Origin of the sequence: Streptomyces sp. NPDC058246, assembly GCF_042881985.1 — a bacterium.
Lineage (GTDB): Bacteria > Actinomycetota > Actinomycetes > Streptomycetales > Streptomycetaceae > Streptomyces.
On sequence record NZ_JBHVWZ010000019.1, the window covers coordinates 103,854 to 123,580 of the forward strand.

Consider the following 19,727-nt stretch of genomic DNA (forward strand, 5'->3'; position numbering starts at 1 on the left):
AGTTCCCCGCCCTTACGAAGACTTGCTTCCGAAGACTTACGACGAGAGTCCGCCGCCATGTACGAGCTGTCCCGGGTCCGCCTCTACTCCATCGGTCCGGCCGGTGCGCGCTATGCCGACACCGTGCTTGACCTGCGGGGTGTCGGCGAGCCCGTGCCCGACCCCGCGCCCATGCAGGCGGAGTTCTTCCAGGAGGAGCCCGTCGGGCCGCCGCGCCGGCCCGCACCCGCGGGCGTGCTCTTCCTGGAGAACGGCGGCGGCAAGTCGGTGCTGCTCAAGCTGATCTTCTCGGTGATGCTCCCGGGCCACCGCAACACGCTGGGCGGCGCCAGCTCCGGTGTGCTGCGCAAGTTCCTGCTCGCCGACGACTGCGGGCATGTCGCGCTGGAGTGGCAGCACACGCTGACCGGCGAGTGTGTCGTCGTCGGAAAGGTGAGCGAGTGGCGGGGGCGGCAAGTCTCCAATGACCCGAGGAAGTTCGCGGAGGCCTGGTACTCCTTCCGGCCCGGCCCCGGACTGAGCCTGGACAACCTGCCGGTCGCCGAGGCGACCGCCGTACGGCCGTCCGTCGAGGGCGCCTCGGGCGCCCAGGGACGACGGCGCACCATGAAGGGCTTCCGGGACGCGATCACCGAGGCGGGCAAGGCGTACCCGCACCTCGAAGTGCACTGGGAGGAGATCCACGACCGCTGGAACGAACACCTCGGCGACCTGGGCCTCGACCCCGAACTCTTCCGCTACCAGCGGGAGATGAACGCCGACGAGGGCGAGGCCGCCGGTCTCTTCGCGGTCAAGAAGGACTCCGACTTCACCGACCTGCTGCTGCGCGCCGTCACCGACACCCGGGACACGGACGGCCTCGCCGACCTGGTCGGCGGTTTCGGCAACAAGCTGGGGCGGCGGGCCGAGCTGATCGCCGAGCGGGACTTCACGGCCGGGTCCGTGGATCTGCTCGGCCGGATCGTCGACGCCGCCGAGGCACGGGCACGCGCGCGGGACATCCACGCGGGCGCCGAGCGGCGTACCAGGACGCTGGCACGGCGGCTGTCCGCGCGGGCCGTGCAGGAGCGCGTACGCGCCGGTGAGCTCGCCCAGCGCGTCACCGCCGCCGCGTACGCCGTCACGCACGCCGAGGGCGCCCGCGGGCGCAGTGCGCTGATCGCCGCCGAACTCGCCTACCGGCACGCCTCGTTGGCGCTCGCCGGGGCGGAGAAGTCCGCCGCGGCGCAGAAGCGCGAGCTGGCCGACGCGCGGACGTTGCAGTCCGCGTGGCAGGCCGCCGAACTCGTGCTGCGGCACCGGGCCGCCGCCGACCGCTCCGCGCGCGTGGCCGCCGCGATCCGTGAGGCCGAGCGGGACGCCGCGCCCGCACTTGCCGCCCGGGCCAAGGCCGCCGTCGACCTCGTACGCGCCCTGCACCGCGCCGCCGAAGGCGCCGAGTCCCTCGCCAACGAGGAGGAGGAGCGGTCCGCCGGGCTCCAGGAGGTCGGCGAGAGGGCGTACGCGGACTCGACCGCCGCGGCCACCGCCGCGCAGCGCGCCCGCAGCGAGGTCGGGCATCTGCGCCAGCGCCTGAGCGAGGTCGAGCAGGAGACCGCCGAGGCCGTGCGCGCGGGCTGGCTCGACGACAGCGCCCCGGACGCCGACCCCGCCCGCGCCGCCCTCGCGGCCAGCGACGCCGAGAAGACCGCCGTCGCCGCCTGGGACACCGCACGGGAGGCCTCGCGCCGCGCCTCGGAGCACGCCCGCGAGGCGGCGTCCGCCGAATCCCGCGCGGAGCTGACGGCCGCGCGCGCGGCCGATGCGGCGACCGCCGCCGAGCGGGCGTACGACGGCGAGCGGCGTACGGCCGAGGCGCTGGCGGGGGAGGAGCGGCTCGCGGAGCTGCTGAGCCTGCCGGGCGCCGGGCGGGGCGGCGTTCCCGTGCCCCGGTCGGGCGCGGACGGAACCGCGGAACAGGGCGGGGCGGTCTCCGGCCAGGGCCGGGCCGGTGCCGCCGCCGCCCGGTCAGGCCTCGACGCCACCGACGCCGACGCGACGGACACCGGCGCGTCGCCGCTCGCCCCCGAACAGCTGGACCACTACGCCGACGAACTCCGCGAGCTCCTCGACGACGGGGTCGCCGCCGCCGAGCGGCAGCTCTTCGAGCTGCGCACCGCCGCGGCCGACGACGCACGCATTCTCGGCGCGCTCGGTGACGGCGGCCTGCTGCCGCCCGGCCCGGACGTGCTGGCCACCGTCGAGTACCTCGGCGAGCACGGCATCCCCGCGCTCCCCGGCTGGCGCTATCTCGCGCAGGCCGTCGACCCCGTCGACCACGCGCGCGTGCTGGCCGCCCGGCCGGAGCTGGTCGACGGCGTGATCATCACGGATCCGGACACGCACGCCCGGGCCCGCGAGGCGCTCGGCGACGCGGCCCTGCTGCCGCGGTCGGCCGTCGCCGTCGGCACGGCCGCCGCGCTGCTCGCCCCGACGCCGGCACCCGACGCGGGCGACGGCGACGTGTTCCTCGTACCGCCCAACCCGGCCATGCACGACGAACACGCCGCCGACGAGGAGCGGCAGACACTGCGGGCCCGCGCGAGCCGGCGGGACGAGGAGATCCGGACGCTCGCGGCCCGGCTCGGCAAGGACCGCGAGCTGGCGGCGCGGCTGGCGTCCTGGCGCACCGGCTGCCCCACCGGACGGCTCGTCGAGCTGGCCACGGCCGCCCGGGACGCGCGCGCGTTCGCCGAGGAGGCCGAGGCCGAGCTGGCCGAGGCGCGCACCGTCCGGGCGGAGGCCGACGAGGTCGCTGCCGAGGCGACCCTCGTACGGGACGAGCGGCAGGAGACCGCCCAGCGCGCCCGGCGTGCCGCCGACGCGCTCGCCGGACTCGCGTTCCGGCTGCGCGAGCGCGCCGGCTGGCAGGTCAAGGTGCGTGAACTCGCCGACGAGGCCACGGAGTCGGAGGCCCGTGCCCAGGTCTGCCTGGAGCGTGCCCGCGCCGCCGACGAGGACCGGCGCGCCGCCCAGCGCGCGGCCGACGACGCCCGCCGCACGGCCCGCGCGCTGCGTGCCGAGCGCGCGGAGATCGCGGGCGCCCCCGACGACGTACCGGAGGACGAATCGGAGGCGTCGAAGACGTCACTGCCCGCCCTGCGGGAGGCCTACCGGGCGGCGTCCCAGCTGTACGAGAAGGTCGGCGTCGGCGCCGATCTGCGGGCCGAGCAGGCGCGGGCCGAGAGCGACGAGAGCGCGGCGCTCGCGGAGCTGGACCGGCTCAGCAACAAGGTGCGCACGCGCGCCGCCCAGCTCCTTGAGTCGACGGACGGTTCCGACGGGCCCTCCCGGCAGGCTGCCGCCGCGCGTGCCGAAGAGCTGGTGCAGCTGCTGGAGACCCGCATGTCCACCGCGAGCGAGCAGCTCGGGCGGCTGCGCGGCGAGGCCGAGCGGCACGCGCCCGAGGACGGCGAGGCCCACACCGAACTATCGCAGGAACTGGTCCCGCGCGACGCCGAGCACGCGCAGAGCCTGCTGCGCACCGCCACCTCCGAACTCGCCTCCCGTACCGAGGCGTTGAGCCAGGCGCGGGAGGCCCACGCCGAACTCCTCGACGGACACCGCGCCGCCGAGGACGCGGCCGGCGGCTTCGACGAGACGGCCGCCCTGCTCCGGGACCTCCTGCGGGAGCACACCGACGAGGTGCAGGAGGAGCCCGAGCCCTACCCCGGCACCCTCGAAGAGGCACGGCACTCCGCCGCCGAGGCCCGCCGCTCGCTGCGCGGCTGCGCCGCCGATCTCTCCGCCGCCGAGGGCGCGGTGCGCGAGGCGAGCGACATCCTCGTACGGCATGCCAACTCCACGCGCTACGAGCAGGTGCGCACCCCGGCCCGGCAGCAGATCCGCGAGCTGCCCGCGTCCTCGCTGCCCGAGCACGCGCAGAAGTGGGCGGACGCCTTCGCGCCCCGACTGCGGGTCCTGACGGACGAGTTGGCGCAGCTGGAGCGCAATCGCGACTCGATCGTGGACCGGCTGCGCGGGCTCGTGGAGTCCGCGCTCGCCACGCTGCGGTCCGCCCAGCGGCTCTCCCGGCTGCCCGAGGGGCTCGGTGAGTGGTCCGGACAGGAGTTCCTGCGCATCCGCTTCGAGGAGCCGGACCAGGCGACGCTCACCGAGCGGCTCGGCGAGGTCGTCGACGAGGCCACCCGCGCGGCGGTCAAGAAGAACTCGGACATGCGGCGGGACGGCATGTCGCTGCTGCTGCGCGGAGTCGGCGCCGCGCTCCAGCCGAAGGGCGTCGCCGTCGAGATCCTCAAGCCGGACGCCGTGCTGCGCGCCGAGCGCGTTCCCGTCGGACAGATGGGCGACGTGTTCTCGGGTGGCCAGCTGCTCACCGCCGCCATCGCGCTGTACTGCACGATGGCGGCGCTGCGCAGCAACGACCGGGGCCGCGACAAGCACCGGCACGCCGGCACGCTCTTCCTCGACAACCCCATCGGACGCGCCAACGCGACGTACCTGCTGGAGCTGCAGCGGGCCGTGTCCGACGCGCTCGGCGTCCAACTCCTCTACACCACCGGCCTCTTCGACACGACCGCGCTCGCCGAGTTCCCGCTCGTCATCCGGCTGCGCAACGACGCCGACCTGCGTGCCGGGCTGAAGTACATCAGCGTGGAGGAACACCTCAGGCCGGGACTGCCGCGTGAGGCTCCCGCCGGGGAAGCGGCGCATACGGAGATCACGGCGACGCGGATGTACAAGCGCCCGGCGCCGAGCGCTCCGTAGACGAACGGTCGTCGGGAACTGCGGGCCGTTCCTGGCTGGTCGCGCCCCCGCGGCGGAACCGCATGTGTCACAGTCCCGCGCCCCTTGCGGGGCGCTCGATCTACGTGTCCTCCTTCAAAAGATCCGAGCACTTCTCGCCGATCATCATCGTCGTGATGCACGGATTGACGGAGATCAGATCCGGCATCACCGAGCCGTCCGCGACCCGCAGGCCCTCGATCCCCTTGACCCGCAGCCGCGCGTCGAGGGGGGCCGAGGCGTCGTCGTCCGCGCCCATCTTCACGGTGCAGGACGGGTGGTAGACGGTGTTGTGGGTCTTGTGGATGTAGTCGAGGAGCTCGTCGTCGGTCCGGACGTCCGGCCCGGGGGACAGCTCCGCACCCGCCCAGCCGCTCAGCGCGGGCTGCTCGGCGATCCGGCGGGCCAGCTTCAGCCCGTACGTCATCACGCGCACGTCGTGCTCGTGCGTGAAGTAGCGCGGGTCGACCATCGGCTTGTCCCGGTAGTCGCGGGTGCGCAGCCGCACGGTGCCGCGTGACTTCGCGCGCGTGACGTTCGGGGTGAGGCAGAACGCGTTCTCGGAGGTCGGGTAGCCCCACCGCGCGGTGTTCATGTCGAAGGGCACCGAGCCGTAGTGGAACATCAGGTCCGGGCGGTCCAGGCCCGGTTCGGTGTCGTAGAAGATGCCCGCCTCCCACCACTGGCTGGACGTGGTGGTCATCGGCTGCTTGGCCTCCCACATGATGACGCCCTCGGGATGGTCCTGGAGGTTCTCGCCGACGCCCGCCGAGTCCACCACCACCTCCACACCCACCTCGCGCAGATGCTCGGCGGGGCCGATGCCCGACAGCATCAGCAGCTTGGGCGTGTCGATGGACCCGCAGGACACGATCACCTCGCGGCGGGCGCGGACCGTCCGGGTGTGGATGAGGTCCGGGTCGAGGTACTCGGCGCCCACGCACCGCCGCCCGTCGAGGACGAGCTTCTTGGCGCGCACTCCCGTCCGCACCTCCAGGTTCGGTCGTCTGCCCATGACCGGGTGGAGGTAGGCGACCGACGAGGACTGGCGGATGTTGTTCTCGTCGGAGTTGATCTGGAACCAGTTGGCGCCGCGGACCACGGTCTTGCCGGTGTTGAAGGCCGAGGTCGGAATGCCGGCCTGCGCGCACGCCTCCAACAGGGCGGCGCCGCACGGGTCCTCGCCCTTCAGCGTACGAAGCTTCACCGGGCCGGTGCGGCCGTGGTGGTCGCCGGGAGCGTCGTTCGACTCCAGCCGCTGGTAGAGCGGGAAGAGTTCGGCCGCGCTCCACCCCGTACAGCCTGCCGCCGCCCAGTCGTCCAGGTCCTCCGCGGGGGCCCAGAAAGCGATACAGGAGTTGTGCGAGGAGCAGCCGCCGAGCACCTTGGCGCGGGCGTGCCGCATGAAGCTGTTGCCGGTGGGCTGCGGTTCGACGGGGTAGTCCCAGTCGTAGCCGGACTCCAACAGGCCCATCCAGCGGTCCAGTTTGAGGACATTGTCGTCGCCGACGTCGCTGGGACCGGCCTCCAGGACGCACACGGTGACCGACGGATCCTCCGAGAGGCGGGCCGCGACCACGTTCCCCGCGGTGCCACCGCCGACCACGACATAGTCGAACTCATCAATGCTCATGAGTTGTTGACCTCCTTCAGTCGGCCGCCGGAGCGGCGAGGTGGGCCGTGGCGGCCTGGAGCTGGTGCTCGGCGAGCACGCCGGTCCGGTGCCGCTGGATGAACCAGTAGTAGGCGAAGCCGCCGCCCGCGATGACGGCGACGAACAGCACCGCGCCCCAGCGCAGGTACCAGTGGAACGGGGCGGCGGCGTTGTAGACCGCGGCTCGCGGCCAGATCAGGTTGACCGTCATGGCCGTGCCCCACAGCACGGCGACGATGTTGACGAGCAGTCCCCAGCGGCCCAGCGAGAACTTGCCGTCGCCCGCGGGCTGCCACTTCCCGCGCAGCCGGGCCACCAGCATGGGCGCGGTGACGCCGAGGTAGGCGAGGTAGATCATGATGATGCCGATGCTGGTGACCACGGTGAAGATCTGCGGCTGGCGGATGTTGACGACGAGGATCGCCACGGCCAGCACGCCGATGACCACCGCGGGGAGCACCGGGGTCTGGAAGCGCGGGCTGACCCGGGCCACCAGGGAGGACGCGGGCAGGTTGTTGTCCCGGGCCATCGCGAAGGCCAGCCGGATCGCCGCCGTGTGCACCGCGAGCGCGCAGACCGTGACCGCGATCAGCACGCACCACAGCATCGCCTTGCCGGCCGTCGGACCGAGCACGTCGAGCACGATGTACTGCAGACCGTCGGTGGACAGCTTGTCGCCCTTGAGGCTGGAGACGCTCATCAGCGCGAGCAGCAGCACCAGGCCGCCCAGGATGAACGAGGCGACGATCGCGCGGATGATGGCGCGCGGCGCGTTGCGGGACGGATCCAGGGACTCCTCGCCGAGCGAGGCGGCCGTGTCGAAGCCGTACATGACGTACGCGGACGCCAGCGAGGCGACGAGGAAGGCGCCGAGATAGCCGAACGACTGGCCGGCCCCATGGCCCTGTGTCTGCGTCACCACCTGCGGTCCTCGCGTGATGTGGACGGCGAACAGCACGATGAGGACGACGGTGGCGACCAGCTCGATGAAGACGCCCGCGCTGTTGATGGTGGCCATCAGCTTCACACCGAACGCGTTCACCAGCGTCGTGAACAGGATGAGGACCGTGGCCAGGACCACCGCGTTCGTCGCCACGTCGTACTTGCCGGTGCCGTCCCCGATGAACTGGAACGTCGAGGAGATCTGCGGAAGCGTCAGCTGGTAGGCGAGCGCCACGGCCGAGATCGACACGATGGAGGCGATCAGCATCATCCAGCCCGCGAGCCAGCCGAGGTGCGGATTGCCTATCTTCTTCGACCAGTTGTAGACGGAGCCCGCGACGGGATAGCGGGCGGCCAGTTCCGCGAAACAGAGCGCGACCGTGAACTGCCCGACGAAGACCATCGGCCAGGACCACCAGTAGGCGGGACCGCCGTTGGCATAACCGAAGTAGAAGAGCTGGAAGGTGCCGGTGAGGATGGAGATGTAGCTGATGCCGGCGGCGAAGGTGTGGAAGTTGCCGAGGGTGCGCTTGAGTTCGGGTTTGTAGCCGAACTCGGCGAGTTCGTCGTCGTCGTGACTCTGTGGGCCGGTTGGTTGCTCGGTGGTTGTCATGAGCGGACTCCAGGTGGGCCTGGGGGAGGGTGAGGGAGCGGCTCCTGCGGGTGCCGGGATCAATGAGGGGGGACGAGGTCGCTGAGGGGGACGGGATCGATGACGAGGGGTACTGGATCACTCGCCAGGGGTTACGGGATCACTGATGAGGGGTCACGGATCAAGAGAGTCGCGGATCAAGAGGGTCGCGGATCAAGTGGGGGGGCACGGATCAGGCGGGGTCGCGGATCAAGTAGGGGCACGGATCAGGTGGGGTCGCGGATCAAGTAGGGGCACGGATCAAGAGGTGCCGCGGATCAATGAGGGAGTTGTACGCGTGGGCCATGAGCGCGTCGTCACTCGGGTTCAGGCGAACCACCCCTGTGGGGACGGGTCGGTGTTTCGCCAGATGTGCTTCGCCTCGCGGTACTCGGCCAGGCCCGCGGGCCCCAGCTCGCGACCGAAGCCGGACTGCTTGAAGCCGCCCCACTCGGCCTGCGGCACGTAGGGGTGGTAGTCGTTGATCCACACCGTGCCGATCCGCAGCCGGGCCGCGACCCGCTGCGCCCTGGCCCCGTCGGTGGTGAAGACGGCGCCCGCGAGCCCGTAGATCGTGTCGTTGGCGAGCCGTACGGCCTCGGCCTCGCTCGAGAAGCGCTCCACGGTGAGCACGGGCCCGAAGGACTCGTCCTGGACGACGGACATGTCGCCCGAGCACTCGTCCAGCACGGTCGGCGGGTAGTAGAAGCCCGCGTCGAACTCGGGCTCGGACGGCCGCGCGCCACCGCAGCGCAGCACCGCGCCCTCCTCCAGACCCTTGGCGACGTACGCCTCGACCTTGGCCCGGTGCGCCGCGGAGATCAGCGGCCCGGTCTGCGCCCGCTCGTCGAACGGGCCGCCGAGCCTGATCTCCGAGGCCCGGCGGACGACCTCGTCGACGAACCGGTCGTGCAGCGAGTCCTCGACCAGCAGCCGCGCGCCCGCCGAGCAGACCTGCCCCGAGTGCAGGAAGACGGCGGTCAGCGCCATGTCGACCGCCGTCTCGAAGTCGGCGTCGGCGAAGACGATGTTGGGGTTCTTGCCGCCGAGCTCCAGGGCGACCTTCTTGACCGTCCCGGCCGCGGCGACCATCAGGCGGCGGCCGGTCTGCAGGCCGCCGGTGAAGGAGACGAGGTCCACGTCCGGGTGGTCGCCGAGGGGAGCGCCCGCCTCGGGCCCGGCGCCCAGCACCAGATTGGCCACCCCCGGCGGAAGCCCCGCCTCATCGAGGAGCCGCATCAGATGGATCGCCGTGTGCGGGGTCAGTTCGCTCGGCTTGAGGACGAAGGTGTTGCCCGCCGCGAGGGCCGGTGCGACCTTCCAGGCCGTCTGCAGCAGCGGATAGTTCCAGGGCGTGATCAGTGCGCACACCCCGACGGGCTCGTACACCACCCGGCTGTCGACGCTCGCCGAGCCCGTGTCGATCACCCGGCCCGTCTCGGCCGCGACCAGCCGCCCGAAGTAGCGGAAGCAGTTCGCGATGTCGTCGATGTCGTACTCGCTCTCGACGAGCCGCTTGCCCGTGTCGAGGGACTCGGCGCGCGCCAGCGCCTCCTTGTCGCGTACCAGGAGGTCGGCGACGCGCAGCAGCAGGTCACCGCGGTCCGCCGCAGGGGTCGTGGGCCAGGGGCCCTCGTCGAAGGCTCGGCGCGCGGCGGCGATCGCCTCGACCGTGTCCTTGCCGCCGGCCTCGTCGACCACGCCTACCAGCGAGCCGTCGGCGGGACAGCGGATCTCACGGGTCCGCTCGTCGAGCGCACCCCGCCAGGAACCGTCGATGAACAGGTCAGGCACGGGGGCCTCCCAATTGCGTGATCAACCACTCATGGAAGATCCCGATGTGGTGCTCGGTCGGAACCAGCACACCACCCTTCCGGTACGCCCGCGACGTCATCGCCGGCTGGGTCCGTTCGCACGCTTCGAAATCTTGTTCGTTCACTCGATGGAAGAGCTCCACCGACTTGGACACGTCGGCTCCGGACTCGACGACCTCCGGAGCGTAGAGCCAGTCGCACTCGACGATCGTGCGGTCCTCGGCGAGCGGGAACATGCGGTGCAGGATGACATGGTCGGGGACCAGATTGATGAAGACCGTCGGTTTCACGGTGATCGCGTAATAGCGCCGGTCCTGGTCGTCCGAGACCTCGGGGAGCTTGGCGAAGCCCTCGCTGCCGTCGACCGTGAACCCCTTGATCTCCTCGCCGAACTCGGCGCCGTGGCCCACGTAGTACTGGGCCGCGTACCCCTCGGCGAACTCCGGGAGCACATCGGTGAGCTCGGGGTGGATCGTCGCGCAGTGGTAGCACTCCATGAAGTTCTCGACGATCAGCTTCCAGTTCGCCTTCACGTCGTACGTGATGCGCCGGCCGAGCGCGAGGTTCTCGGTGCCGTAGTGCCCGATGGCCGCCGCGTTGCCGAGCCGCTCGACGGCCGCGCCCATCACGGTCTCCTCGAAGGAGGGCGGCGCGTCCGCCAGGCACACCCAGGCGTAGCCGAGCCATTCCCGCAGGGCGACCTCGACCAGGCCGTACTCGACGCGGTCGACGTCCGGCATCTTGACCAGGTTCGGCGCGGCGACGAGCTTGCCGTCCAGGTCGTACGTCCAGGCGTGATAGGGGCACTGGAGGTTGCGCCGGACCTCTCCGGACTCCTCCGTGCAGAGCCGGGCGCCGCGGTGCCGGCAGATGTTCAGGAAGGCGCGCAGCCCGCCCGTACGGGAGCGGGTGACGAGCACGCTCTCGCGGCCGACCTGGACGGTGCGGAAGGCCCCGGGCTTCGCGAGGTCCGCGGAGCGGACGGCGCAGAACCACATCGACTCGAAGAGCCGCTCCTGCTCCTGGCGGAAGATCTCCGGGTCCGTGTAGTAGTGGCCGGGGAGGGTGGCGATCAGGCTCGGCGGGATCGGGTTCGGGGAGACGGGGATCGTCGTCACGTGCGTACTCCTCAGGCGGGCGCGGCGGCGAGGCGGTGGGGGTCGAACAGCCCGATGGGATGCTCGGTGGAGCCGTTCAGGGCGAGGTCGGCGAGGATCTCGCCGACGACCGGCACGAACTTGAAGCCGTGCCCGGAGAACCCGCAGGCCACGGTGACGGAGTCCGGGTGGGCGGGGTGCCGGGCGATGACGAAGTGCTCGTCGGGCGTGTTGGAGTACATGCAGGTGGCGGCCTTCAGGAAGGTGCCGGGCAGGTCGGGGATGCAGCGGGACATGTGGTCCGCCATGGCCTGGATCTCGTCCTCGTGCACGGTCCGGTCGATGGTCTCCGGGGTGCACTCGACGCCCTTGCGGAAGAAGGCCACCTTGGCGCCCAGCTCCGGCCCGTCGATGGACGGGAAGCCGTAGACCTGGACTCCGGCCGCGTCCTCCCAGATGTAGATGGGATGGTTCTCCGGCACGAACGGCTGGACCCCGCCCTTCGGCTGGAACCAGTACATGACCTGCCGCTCGATGGTGAACGGCACCCCGAGATCGGTGAGCAGCCGCGGCGCCCACGCACCCGGGCAGATCACCAGCTGGCCCGCTGTGTAGGTGTTCTCGGCCGTGTGCACGCGCACGCCGTCCTTGTACGGCTCCCAGCGCGTCATCGGCTCGTCGAAGTGCAGGTCGGCGCCCTGCCGGGTGGCGAGCTGGAGGTGTGCGGCGACGGTGTTCTCGGGCCGGACCAGCCCGGCCTTCGTCTCGAAGAGCGCCACCTCGTCGTCCTTCGGGTTGAGCGTCGGGAACCGGCGGCGGATCTCCGACGCGTCCAGCATCTCGTGGGGCAGGTCCCACTGCTGGGCGGAGAGCAGCGAACCGGAGACGGTCCGCGAGTCCGGGCGGCCGACCATCACGCCCCCGCACAGGGTGGCGATGTCACGGCCGGTCGCCCGCTCCAGCTCGTCGTACAGCTCGTACGAGCGCAGCAGCAGCGGTACGTACGCCGGATCCTCGAAGTAGGACTGGCGGGTGATGCGCGAACCGCCGTGACTGGAGCCGCGGTTGTGCACCGGGCCGAACTTCTCCAGGCCCAGCACACGGGCACCGCGCGCGGACAGATGATGCGCGGCGGCGCTGCCCATGCCGCCGAGACCGATCACGATCACGTCGTAAGTGGGGGACACGAGTGCCTCCTTGGCGGAGCGGCTAGCGGCGGATACGGGTCATCTTCGGGTCGAAGAGCGGCTCGTCGGCGACGGTCGCGGGGACCTTCTCGCCGAAGTACTCGATGTGGACGCCGGTGCCGGTCGCCAGCGCCGGAAGCCAGGCGTACGCGACGCAGCGGCCCAGGGTGTAGCCGTACGAGGCGCTGGTGACGTAACCGGCCGGGGCGCCGTCGACGTACACCGGCTCCTTGCCGAGGACGACAGCGGCGGGATCGTCGAGGAGGAGGGGGGTGAGCCTGCGCGCGGGTTCCGCTCCGGCGAGGCCGTCCAGTGTGCGCTGCAGGGCCTCCTGGCCGACGAAGCCGTCCTTGTCCATCCGGACGGCGAAGCCGACGCCCGCCTCGAAGGGGTTGTGCTCGTCGGTCATGTCGGTGCCCCAGGCGCGGTACCCCTTCTCCAGCCGGAGGGAGTTGAAGGCCGAGCGCCCGGCCGCGATCACGCCGTGCCGCCGGCCCGCCTCCCACAACGTGTCCCAGAGCCTGAGCCCCAGGTCGGCCGTGGTGTACAGCTCCCAGCCCAGCTCACCGACGTACGACAGGCGCATGGCCGTCACCGGGACGTGCCCGAGGCAGGTCTCCTTCGCGCGGAAGTAGCCGAAGCCCTCGTGCGAGAAGTCGTCGCGGGTCAGCGGCTGGACGAGGTCGCGGGCGAGCGGGCCCCAGACGCCGATGCAGCAGGTGCCGGAGGTGATGTCCCGGATCTGCACGTCGTCCGGTGCGTGCCGGCTGAGCCAGTCCAGGTCGGTGGGGGAGTTGGCGCCCACCTGGAAGCGGTCGGGGGCGAGGCGGGCGACCGTGAGGTCGGAGCGTACGCCGCCCGTCTCGTCGAGGAGCAGGGTGTACGTGACCGCGCCGGGCTTCTTGCGGAGGTTGTTGCTGGTCATGCGCTGGAGAAAGCCGAGGGCGCCGGGACCGGTGACTTCGAGGCGGCGCAGCGGGGTCATGTCGTAGAGCGCGACCTTCTCGCGGGTCGCCTTCGCCTCGGCCGCTGCGATGGGCGACCAGTAGCGGGCCGACCAGGCGTCGCGCTCGGGGACCTGCAGACCGTCCACGAGGGGGGCGTTCGCCTCGTACCAGTGCGGGCGCTCCCAGCCGCCGCCCTCCAGGAAGACCGCGCCGAGTTCCTGCTGGCGGACGTAGAACGGGCTGACGCGCAGTGGGCGCGGCCGCTCCATCGGCTGGAGGGGGTGCAGGACGTCGTACACCTCGACGAACTGCTGTGAACCGCGTTCACGGATGTACGACGGTGAACGCTGCGCTTCCTCGAATCGCGTGAGGTCGCACTCGTGCAGATCGATGGAGGCGCGCCCGTCGACCATCCATTCGGCGACCGCCTTGGCCACCCCCGCGGAGTGGGTGACCCAGACGGCCTCGGCCAGCCAGAAACCGCGCAGCTTGCGCGACTCCCCGAGCACCGGCATGCCGTCCGGTGTGAAGGAGAAGACGCCGTTGAAGCCCTCCTCGATCTCCGTCTCGCGCAGGGCGGGCATCAGCCAGCGGCAGTCGTCCCAGCTCGGCGCCCAGTCCTCCTCGGTGAAGGGGTAGGAGGACGGCATCTCCATGTCGTTCGCGCGCGCCTCGTCGTACGGCAGGATCCCGAACGGGTCGACGGGGAGCGGCTTGTGGGCGTAGCTGCCGATGCCGATGCGGTCGTGGTGCTCGCGGAAGTAGAGGTCGCGGTCCTGGAAACGGAGGATGGGCTTCGATGCCTCGGTCTGCGACCCGGCCAGTTCAGGGAGCTGCTCGGTCTTCGCGTACTGGTGGGCGAGCGGTTGCAGGGGTACGTCGACTCCGGCCATCCGGCCGATGACCGGGCCCCAGAAACCGGCGGCGGAGACGACATGGTCGGCGGGGAAGGAGCCGCGGTCGGTGACGACGGCGGTGACCCGGCCGTCCTCCTGCTCGATGCCGGTGACGGTGTGGCGGTCGAGGAAGCGGGCGCCCCTGCCGATGGCGCGGGCCATCTGGGCGCGGGACGCGAGCAGCGCGCGGGCCAGGCCGTCGTCGGGGGTGTGGAAGCCGCCGAGGACGCTCGTCTCGTCGATGAGCGGCCACAGTTCCTTGCAGCGGGCCGCGCTGACGATCTCGCCGCGTATGCCCCAGGAAGCGGCGTAGCCGGCCTTGCGGTGCAGGTCGGCGAGGCGCTGGGGGGTGGTCGCGAGTTCCAGGCCGCCCACCGGGTTGAAGCAGGAAACCCCGTCGACCTCGAGGGAGTTGAACTTCTCGACCGTGTAGCGGGCGAACGCGGTGAGCGTCTTCGACGGGCTGGTCTGGAAGACCAGGCCGGGCGCGTGCGAGGTGGAGCCGCCCGGGGCGGGCAGCGGCCCCTGTTCGAGAACGGTGACGTCGGTCCAGCCGCGGGCGGTCAGCTCGTCGGCGAGGGAGCAGCCGACGATGCCGGCGCCGATGACGACGACACGGGGATGGGTTGCGGGCGTGCTGGACATGCCCCTCCTTGCCGGGGTGGGGAGTGGACGCGCTGGGGGTCAGGGGGTGGGCACGTTCGGGCGCTCGGCGGCGACGGTGGTGTCCGCGCCGTGCCCGGTGTGGACCACGGTGTTGCCGGGCAGGGTGAGGAGCCGGTTGCGGACGGAGGCCTCGATGGTGGGCCGGTCCGAGTACGAGCGCCCGGTCGCGCCGGGGCCGCCGTGGAAGAGGGTGTCCCCGGTGAAGACCGTGTCCAGGAACGGGGCGTAGAGAGAGCAGCTGCCCCAGGTGTGGCCCGGGTTGTGGATCACCTGGAGTTCGATGCCGGCGACGGTGAGGATCCGGCCGTCGCTGAGCTCGCCGTCCGGCTTGCGGGTGGGATGGGTGGCGGACCACAGCTCGTTGTCGTCGGGGTGGAGGAGCACGGGCGCCCCGGTGAGTACGGAGAGTTCGGCGGCCGCGTCGATGTGGTCGTCGTGCGCGTGGGTGCAGACGATCGCGGTGACGTGGCGTCCGGCGACGGCTTCGTGGATCGTACGGGCGTCATGGGCGGCGTCGACGACCAGCACCTCCTGGTCGTCGCCCACCAGCCAGACGTTGTTGTCGACGTCGAAGGTCTCGCCGTCGAGGGTGAACGTGCCGGAGGTGACGACGCGTTGGACGCGGACGGCGTGGCCCTCGTCGCGGCCCGTCCCGTGGGTGCTCACAGGACCACCACCGAGCGCAGCACCTCACCCCGGTGCATCTTGCCGAACGCCTCCTCCACCTGATCGAGGGCGATGGTCTCGGAGACGAACGCGTTGAGATCCAGCAGCCCGTACAGGTACTGGTCGATGAGAAAGGGGAAGTCCCGGCTCGGCAGGCAGTCCCCGTACCAGGAGGACTTGATCGCGCCGCCGCGCGAGAACACGTCGATCAAAGGCAGTTCGACCTGCATCTCCGGGGCGGGGACGCCGACCTGGACCAGCAGGCCCGCGTGGTCGCGCATGTAGAAGGCCTGCTTGAACGTCTCGGGGCGGCCCACCGCGTCGATGGCGATGTCGACCCCGAAGCCGTCGGTCAGCGCGCGGACCGCCTCGACGGGGTCCGTGCCGCGCGAGTTGACCGTGTGGGTGGCGCCGAACTTCTCCGCCTGGTCGAGCTTCTTGTCGTCGATGTCGACGGCGATGACCTTCATGGCGCCGTTCAGGCAGGCGCCCGCGATGGCCGCGTTGCCGACCCCGCCGCAGCCGATGACGGCGACCGTGTCACCGCGGCCGACGTTGCCGGTGTTGACGGCGGCGCCGTATCCGGCCATGACGCCGCAGCCGATCAGGCCGGCGGCCTCGGGCCGGGCGGCCGGGTCGATCTTCACCGCCTGCCCGGCCGCGACCAGGGTCTTTTCGGCGAAGGCTCCGATGCCGAGGGCGTTGCTGAGCGGGGTTCCGTCGAGCAGCGTCATGGGCTGGGTGGCGTTGCGGGAGTCGAAGCAGTACCAGGGGCGGCCGCGGCGACAGGAGCGACAGGCGCCGCAGGGGGCGCGCCAGGCGAGGACCACGTAGTCGCCGGGGACCAGGTCGGTGACGCCCTCGCCGACCGCCTCGATCGTGCCGGCCGCCTCATGGCCCAGCAGGAACGGGAAGTCGTCGTTGATCGCGCCCTCCCGGTAGTGCAGATCCGTGTGGCAGACCCCGCAGGCCTGTACCGCGACGAGCACCTCGCCCGGCCCTGGATCAGGAACGACGATCGTCTGCACCTCGACGGGTGCGCCCTTCTTGACGGCGACTACGGCACGGACCTCGTGTGGCACGACAAGCTCCTCTGCTGTTGCGCAATGCACGATGGGTTGCGCGATGAGGAACATATTGAGAACGCCGTCATGGAGCCGTCAAGGGGTGGGAGTTAACCCTTGGCAAAAGGAACAGGGGGCCCGGAAACGTGACGGACACACAACGCGGCGGGGCCGGGAGATCTCCCGGCCCCGCGTGGCGCCCCCAAGGGGCGTGGGCTGTTGCGTCATGCGGCTCCGCCGGGTAGGCGCGACCAGCCACGGACGGGACGGCCCGCGGCCCACGGCGGAAACCGCTGCTCCGGGCAGCCCCTGGAAGCGACCCTGGAAACGGCCCTGGAAGCGGCGCTAGAAGCCGTACCCCATACGCCGGGACAGCTCGGCGCCGGCGGCCACCGTCCGCTTCGCCAGCTCCGGCAGACGGTCACTGTTCAGTCGGTACACCGGCCCCGACACGCTGATCGCGGCGATCACCTTGCCGTCGTGCGCGCGGACCGGCGCGGCCACGGCTGCCAGGCCCAGCTCCAGCTCCTCGATGGTGAGGCCGTAACCCTGCTCGACCACGGCCTCCAGCTCAGCCCGCAGCGCGGACGGACCCGTGATCGTGCGGTCCGTGAAGCGCGGCAGGGTGCGCGCGAGCAGGCCCTCGCGCAGGGTGGGCGGCATGTGCGCGAGCAGCACCTTTCCGCTGGAGGTGGCATGCAGCGGGGTCCGTCTGCCCAGCCAGTTCTGCGCCGTGACCGACGCGGTGCCGCGGGCCTGCATGATGTTGACTGCCGCGTCGTCGTCCAGGACCGCGATGTTGACCGTCTCGCCCAGCTCGTCGGCGAGTTCGCGACAGACCGGGACGCCCTCCTGGGAGATGTCGAGGCGCACTGCCGCCGCCCCCGCGAGGCGTAGTACGGCCGCCCCCAGGTAGTACTTCCCGCGGTCCTTGGCCTGCGCCACCAGGCCGCGGTTCTCCAGGACGCCGAGCAGGCGGAAGGCGGTGGACTTGTGCACGTCCAGCTCGTCGGCGATCTCGGTGACGCCCGCTTCGCCGAGCCGGGCGAGGATCTCCAGGACGCTCACGGCGCGGTCCACCGACTGGACCGCGCTGCCCGTCCCCCGGCCGTTCTGCTTCTCGGGAATCTCCTCGGTGCGCTCAGCCTGCTTCTGCGTGCGGGTCATAGTTCAACTCTCACCACCTGACGGCCCTGTTTGGGCCGCATCTGCGGGAAGCCCTTGACGTGACGGGATCCCCGCGCGGATTCTGTTGCGCATAGCGCTCCCTCGTGCGCCATACGAAACATCATGTTACCGAAGCGTCCGGAACCCGGAAGGTTCCCGACGCCCTTGACCTGATAGGTCCCGGACCAAGCGTCCGGACCGAGAGGGGGGCCCATGATTCCCGTCTGCCGCCTTGAAGACCTCCCCGTGGGCGAATCCGTCCGTGTCGGCACCACGCCACCCGTCGCCGTGTTCAACGCCGACGGCGAGCTGTACGCCATCGACGACACCTGCACCCACCAGGACGCCTCCCTCTCCGAGGGCTGGCTGGAGGGCTGTCTGGTGGAATGCCCGCTGCACGCCGCCTCATTCGATCTGCGTACCGGCCGGCCGACGTGCCTGCCCGCACGCCGCCCCGTCCGCACCCACCGCGTCACCGTCGACGACGGAATCATCCACGTCCACTTGGCCGCGGAGGAGGGCACCGCCGCATGAACGCTGTGACCGTCAACGCTGTGACCGTGTGCGCCCAGACCGTGAGTGCCCAGACCGTGTGCGCCCAGACCGTGTGCGCCCAGACCTTCCGCGTCCTGACCGTCCGCACCCTGGCCGTCTGCGACGAAGAGCGGACCTCATGAGGACCGTCACCATCGTCGGCGCCTCCCTCGCCGGGCTGTACGCGGCTCGCGAGCTGCGCGCCCAGGGCTTCGACGGACGCCTGGTGATCGTCGGCGACGAACCCCACCGTCCCTACGACCGGCCTCCGCTGTCCAAGGACTTCCTCACCGGTCGCGCCGACGAGGACCACCTCGCCCTCACCGACGCGGAGGAGACCGCTGAACTCGACGCCGAGTGGCTGCTCGGCGTACGTGCCCGCGGCCTCGACCTCCGCGGCCGTACCGTCCTCCTCGACGACGGCCGCACCGTCTCCACGGACGGCGTGGTCATCGCCACCGGCGCCTTCGCCCGCCGCCTCACGGGGGACGACCTCGTCGGGGTGCACACGCTGCGCACCCTCGACGACGCCCGCGCTCTGCGCGCGGAACTCGCCCACGGTCCACGCCGCGTCGTGGTCATCGGCGGCGGCTTCATCGGCGCCGAGACCGCTTCCTCGTGCGCCGCACTCGGCCATGACGTCACCGTCGTCGAGGCCGCACCGCTGCCGCTCGTCCCCCAACTCGGCCCCGACATGGCAGCCGTGTGCGCCGCGCTGCACCGCCGAGGCGGTGTCGACCTCGTCACCGGCACGGGTGTCGCCGGATTGCGAGGCACCGGCCCCGCCGGCACCCGCGGCGGCCACGCCACCGGCGAGAAGGGCACCGGCGAGAAGGGCACCGGCACCCGAGGGGTCCACGCCTTCGGTCCGGATGGCGCCGGGACGCAGGGCCGCGGCAGCCACCCCACAGGCCGGGAAGACACCCGGAACGTCGCCTCGCGCCGCACCGTCACCGGAGTCGAGCTCTCCGACGGCCGGATCCTGCCCGCCGACGTCGTGATCGTCGGCATCGGCGCCACCCCCAACACCGGCTGGCTCGCGGGTTCGACACTCGCACTGCACGACGGCGTGCTGTGCGACGACGGATGCGTGACCGGACTTCCGCAAGTGGTCGCCGTCGGTGACGTCGCCCGTGTCGGAGGAGCCCGTGCCGAGCACTGGACCTCCGCCACCGAGCAACCCCGCGTCGCCGTACGCAACTTGCTCGCCGGACGCACTCTGGAGACCGTGCGGTCCCTGCCCTACTTCTGGTCCGACCAGTACGGGGCGCGAATCCAGTTCGCGGGGCGGTGGCAGCAGGGGGACATCGTCCGGATCACCGAGGGTGCCCTGGAGGACGGAGGGCCCGCCGAGGGCGGCTTCCTCGCCCGCTACGAGCGCGACGGCCGCACCACAGCCGTGCTCTCCGTCGACCGCCCCCGCCCGTTCATGCGCGCACGCCGCGAACTGACGCGCGACGCAGGCCCGGTGGAGTCGGCCGCGCTGTGAGGCCATGACCAGGATGGGTTTCTCGCGGCTGCTCGGGCCGAGCGGATCTCCTCCTGGTCAGCTCTGCGCTGGTCGCGCCCTGTGCTGGTCACCTCTGCCCCGGTCGCGCCCTGTGTTGGTCGCGCCTGTACTGGTCACCTCTACCCTGGTCGCGTCCTGCCCTGGTCCCGTGCCGGTTGAGCCGGTCG

At 71.4% G+C, this 19,727-nt stretch carries 13 protein-coding genes; 4 read left to right on the forward strand and 9 right to left on the reverse strand.

What is annotated here, in order from left to right; genetic code table 11:
- The first annotated feature begins 57 nt into the window (after positions 1 to 57).
- Entirely contained in the window at positions 58 to 4,767 is a 4,710-nt protein-coding gene (locus ACFVXA_RS25895; protein WP_390026863.1) for a hypothetical protein, read from the forward strand.
- 100 nt (positions 4,768 to 4,867) lie between these two features.
- Here ACFVXA_RS25895 and ACFVXA_RS25900 read toward each other — a convergent pair whose 3' ends face one another.
- The 9 genes from ACFVXA_RS25900 to ACFVXA_RS25940 form a co-directional block, all read right to left on the reverse strand.
- Positions 4,868 to 6,418 carry a GMC family oxidoreductase gene (locus tag ACFVXA_RS25900; RefSeq protein WP_383909207.1) on the reverse strand — a complete coding sequence of 517 codons (1,551 nt, stop codon included), beginning with the start codon at positions 6,416 to 6,418 and terminating at the stop codon, positions 4,868 to 4,870.
- A gap of 16 nt (positions 6,419 to 6,434) precedes the next feature.
- The gene (locus tag ACFVXA_RS25905; RefSeq protein ID WP_362025962.1) at positions 6,435 to 7,994 is read right to left on the reverse strand and encodes an amino acid permease; all 1,560 of its coding nucleotides are present in this window, start codon (positions 7,992 to 7,994) and stop codon (positions 6,435 to 6,437) included.
- A gap of 345 nt (positions 7,995 to 8,339) precedes the next feature.
- Positions 8,340 to 9,806, reverse strand: a complete 1,467-nt coding sequence (locus ACFVXA_RS25910) for an aldehyde dehydrogenase family protein (RefSeq protein ID WP_383741670.1) — start codon at positions 9,804 to 9,806, stop codon at positions 8,340 to 8,342.
- On the reverse strand, positions 9,799 to 10,944 hold the full coding sequence (locus tag ACFVXA_RS25915) for an aromatic ring-hydroxylating dioxygenase subunit alpha (protein ID WP_362025968.1): 1,146 nt from the start codon (positions 10,942 to 10,944) through the stop codon (positions 9,799 to 9,801). The genes ACFVXA_RS25910 and ACFVXA_RS25915 overlap by 8 nt, the downstream gene beginning before the upstream one ends.
- An 11-nt stretch (positions 10,945 to 10,955) precedes the next feature.
- The gene (gene solA / locus ACFVXA_RS25920; RefSeq protein WP_390026866.1) at positions 10,956 to 12,110 is read right to left on the reverse strand and encodes an N-methyl-L-tryptophan oxidase; all 1,155 of its coding nucleotides are present in this window, start codon (positions 12,108 to 12,110) and stop codon (positions 10,956 to 10,958) included.
- A gap of 22 nt (positions 12,111 to 12,132) precedes the next feature.
- Positions 12,133 to 14,598 (reverse strand): FAD-dependent oxidoreductase, encoded by a 2,466-nt coding sequence (locus ACFVXA_RS25925; RefSeq protein WP_390026868.1) that lies wholly within the window; start codon positions 14,596 to 14,598, stop codon positions 12,133 to 12,135.
- Positions 14,599 to 14,637: 39 nt separating this feature from the next.
- Entirely contained in the window at positions 14,638 to 15,285 is a 648-nt protein-coding gene (locus ACFVXA_RS25930; protein ID WP_362025977.1) for an MBL fold metallo-hydrolase, read from the reverse strand.
- Positions 15,282 to 16,367, reverse strand: a complete 1,086-nt coding sequence (locus tag ACFVXA_RS25935; RefSeq protein ID WP_383741682.1) for an S-(hydroxymethyl)mycothiol dehydrogenase — start codon at positions 16,365 to 16,367, stop codon at positions 15,282 to 15,284. The genes ACFVXA_RS25930 and ACFVXA_RS25935 overlap by 4 nt, the downstream gene beginning before the upstream one ends.
- A gap of 327 nt (positions 16,368 to 16,694) precedes the next feature.
- A complete protein-coding gene (locus tag ACFVXA_RS25940) occupies positions 16,695 to 17,516 on the reverse strand; it encodes an IclR family transcriptional regulator (RefSeq protein WP_383909195.1) in 822 nt (273 codons plus the stop codon).
- A 213-nt stretch (positions 17,517 to 17,729) separates the two neighbouring features.
- Here ACFVXA_RS25940 and ACFVXA_RS25945 point away from each other — a divergent pair, with 213 nt between their 5' ends.
- From ACFVXA_RS25945 to ACFVXA_RS25955, 3 genes are read left to right on the forward strand one after another with little or no spacing between them, the layout of a single operon-like run.
- A complete protein-coding gene (locus ACFVXA_RS25945; RefSeq protein WP_362025987.1) occupies positions 17,730 to 18,050 on the forward strand; it encodes a bifunctional 3-phenylpropionate/cinnamic acid dioxygenase ferredoxin subunit in 321 nt (106 codons plus the stop codon).
- Positions 18,047 to 18,193, forward strand: coding sequence for a hypothetical protein (locus ACFVXA_RS25950; RefSeq protein WP_384401895.1), 147 nt, complete (start codon positions 18,047 to 18,049; stop codon positions 18,191 to 18,193). Before ACFVXA_RS25945 ends, ACFVXA_RS25950 begins: the two co-directional genes overlap by 4 nt.
- Positions 18,190 to 19,539 carry an NAD(P)/FAD-dependent oxidoreductase gene (locus ACFVXA_RS25955; RefSeq protein ID WP_390026870.1) on the forward strand — a complete coding sequence of 450 codons (1,350 nt, stop codon included), beginning with the start codon at positions 18,190 to 18,192 and terminating at the stop codon, positions 19,537 to 19,539. The genes ACFVXA_RS25950 and ACFVXA_RS25955 overlap by 4 nt, the downstream gene beginning before the upstream one ends.
- The last annotated feature ends 188 nt before the right edge of the window (positions 19,540 to 19,727 follow it).

Coding starts and splice junctions, on each gene's coding strand:
- ACFVXA_RS25895 (WP_390026863.1), top strand. CDS start 58: ATGTACGAGCTGTCCCGGGTCCGCCTCTACTCCATCGGTCCGGCCGGT.
- ACFVXA_RS25940 (WP_383909195.1), bottom strand. CDS start 17,516: ATGACCCGCACGCAGAAGCAGGCTGAGCGCACCGAGGAGATTCCCGAG.
- ACFVXA_RS25950 (WP_384401895.1), top strand. CDS start 18,047: ATGAACGCTGTGACCGTCAACGCTGTGACCGTGTGCGCCCAGACCGTG.
- ACFVXA_RS25925 (WP_390026868.1), bottom strand. CDS start 14,598: ATGTCCAGCACGCCCGCAACCCATCCCCGTGTCGTCGTCATCGGCGCC.
- ACFVXA_RS25900 (WP_383909207.1), bottom strand. CDS start 6,418: ATGAGCATTGATGAGTTCGACTATGTCGTGGTCGGCGGTGGCACCGCG.
- ACFVXA_RS25945 (WP_362025987.1), top strand. CDS start 17,730: ATGATTCCCGTCTGCCGCCTTGAAGACCTCCCCGTGGGCGAATCCGTC.
- ACFVXA_RS25905 (WP_362025962.1), bottom strand. CDS start 7,994: ATGACAACCACCGAGCAACCAACCGGCCCACAGAGTCACGACGACGAC.
- ACFVXA_RS25955 (WP_390026870.1), top strand. CDS start 18,190: ATGAGGACCGTCACCATCGTCGGCGCCTCCCTCGCCGGGCTGTACGCG.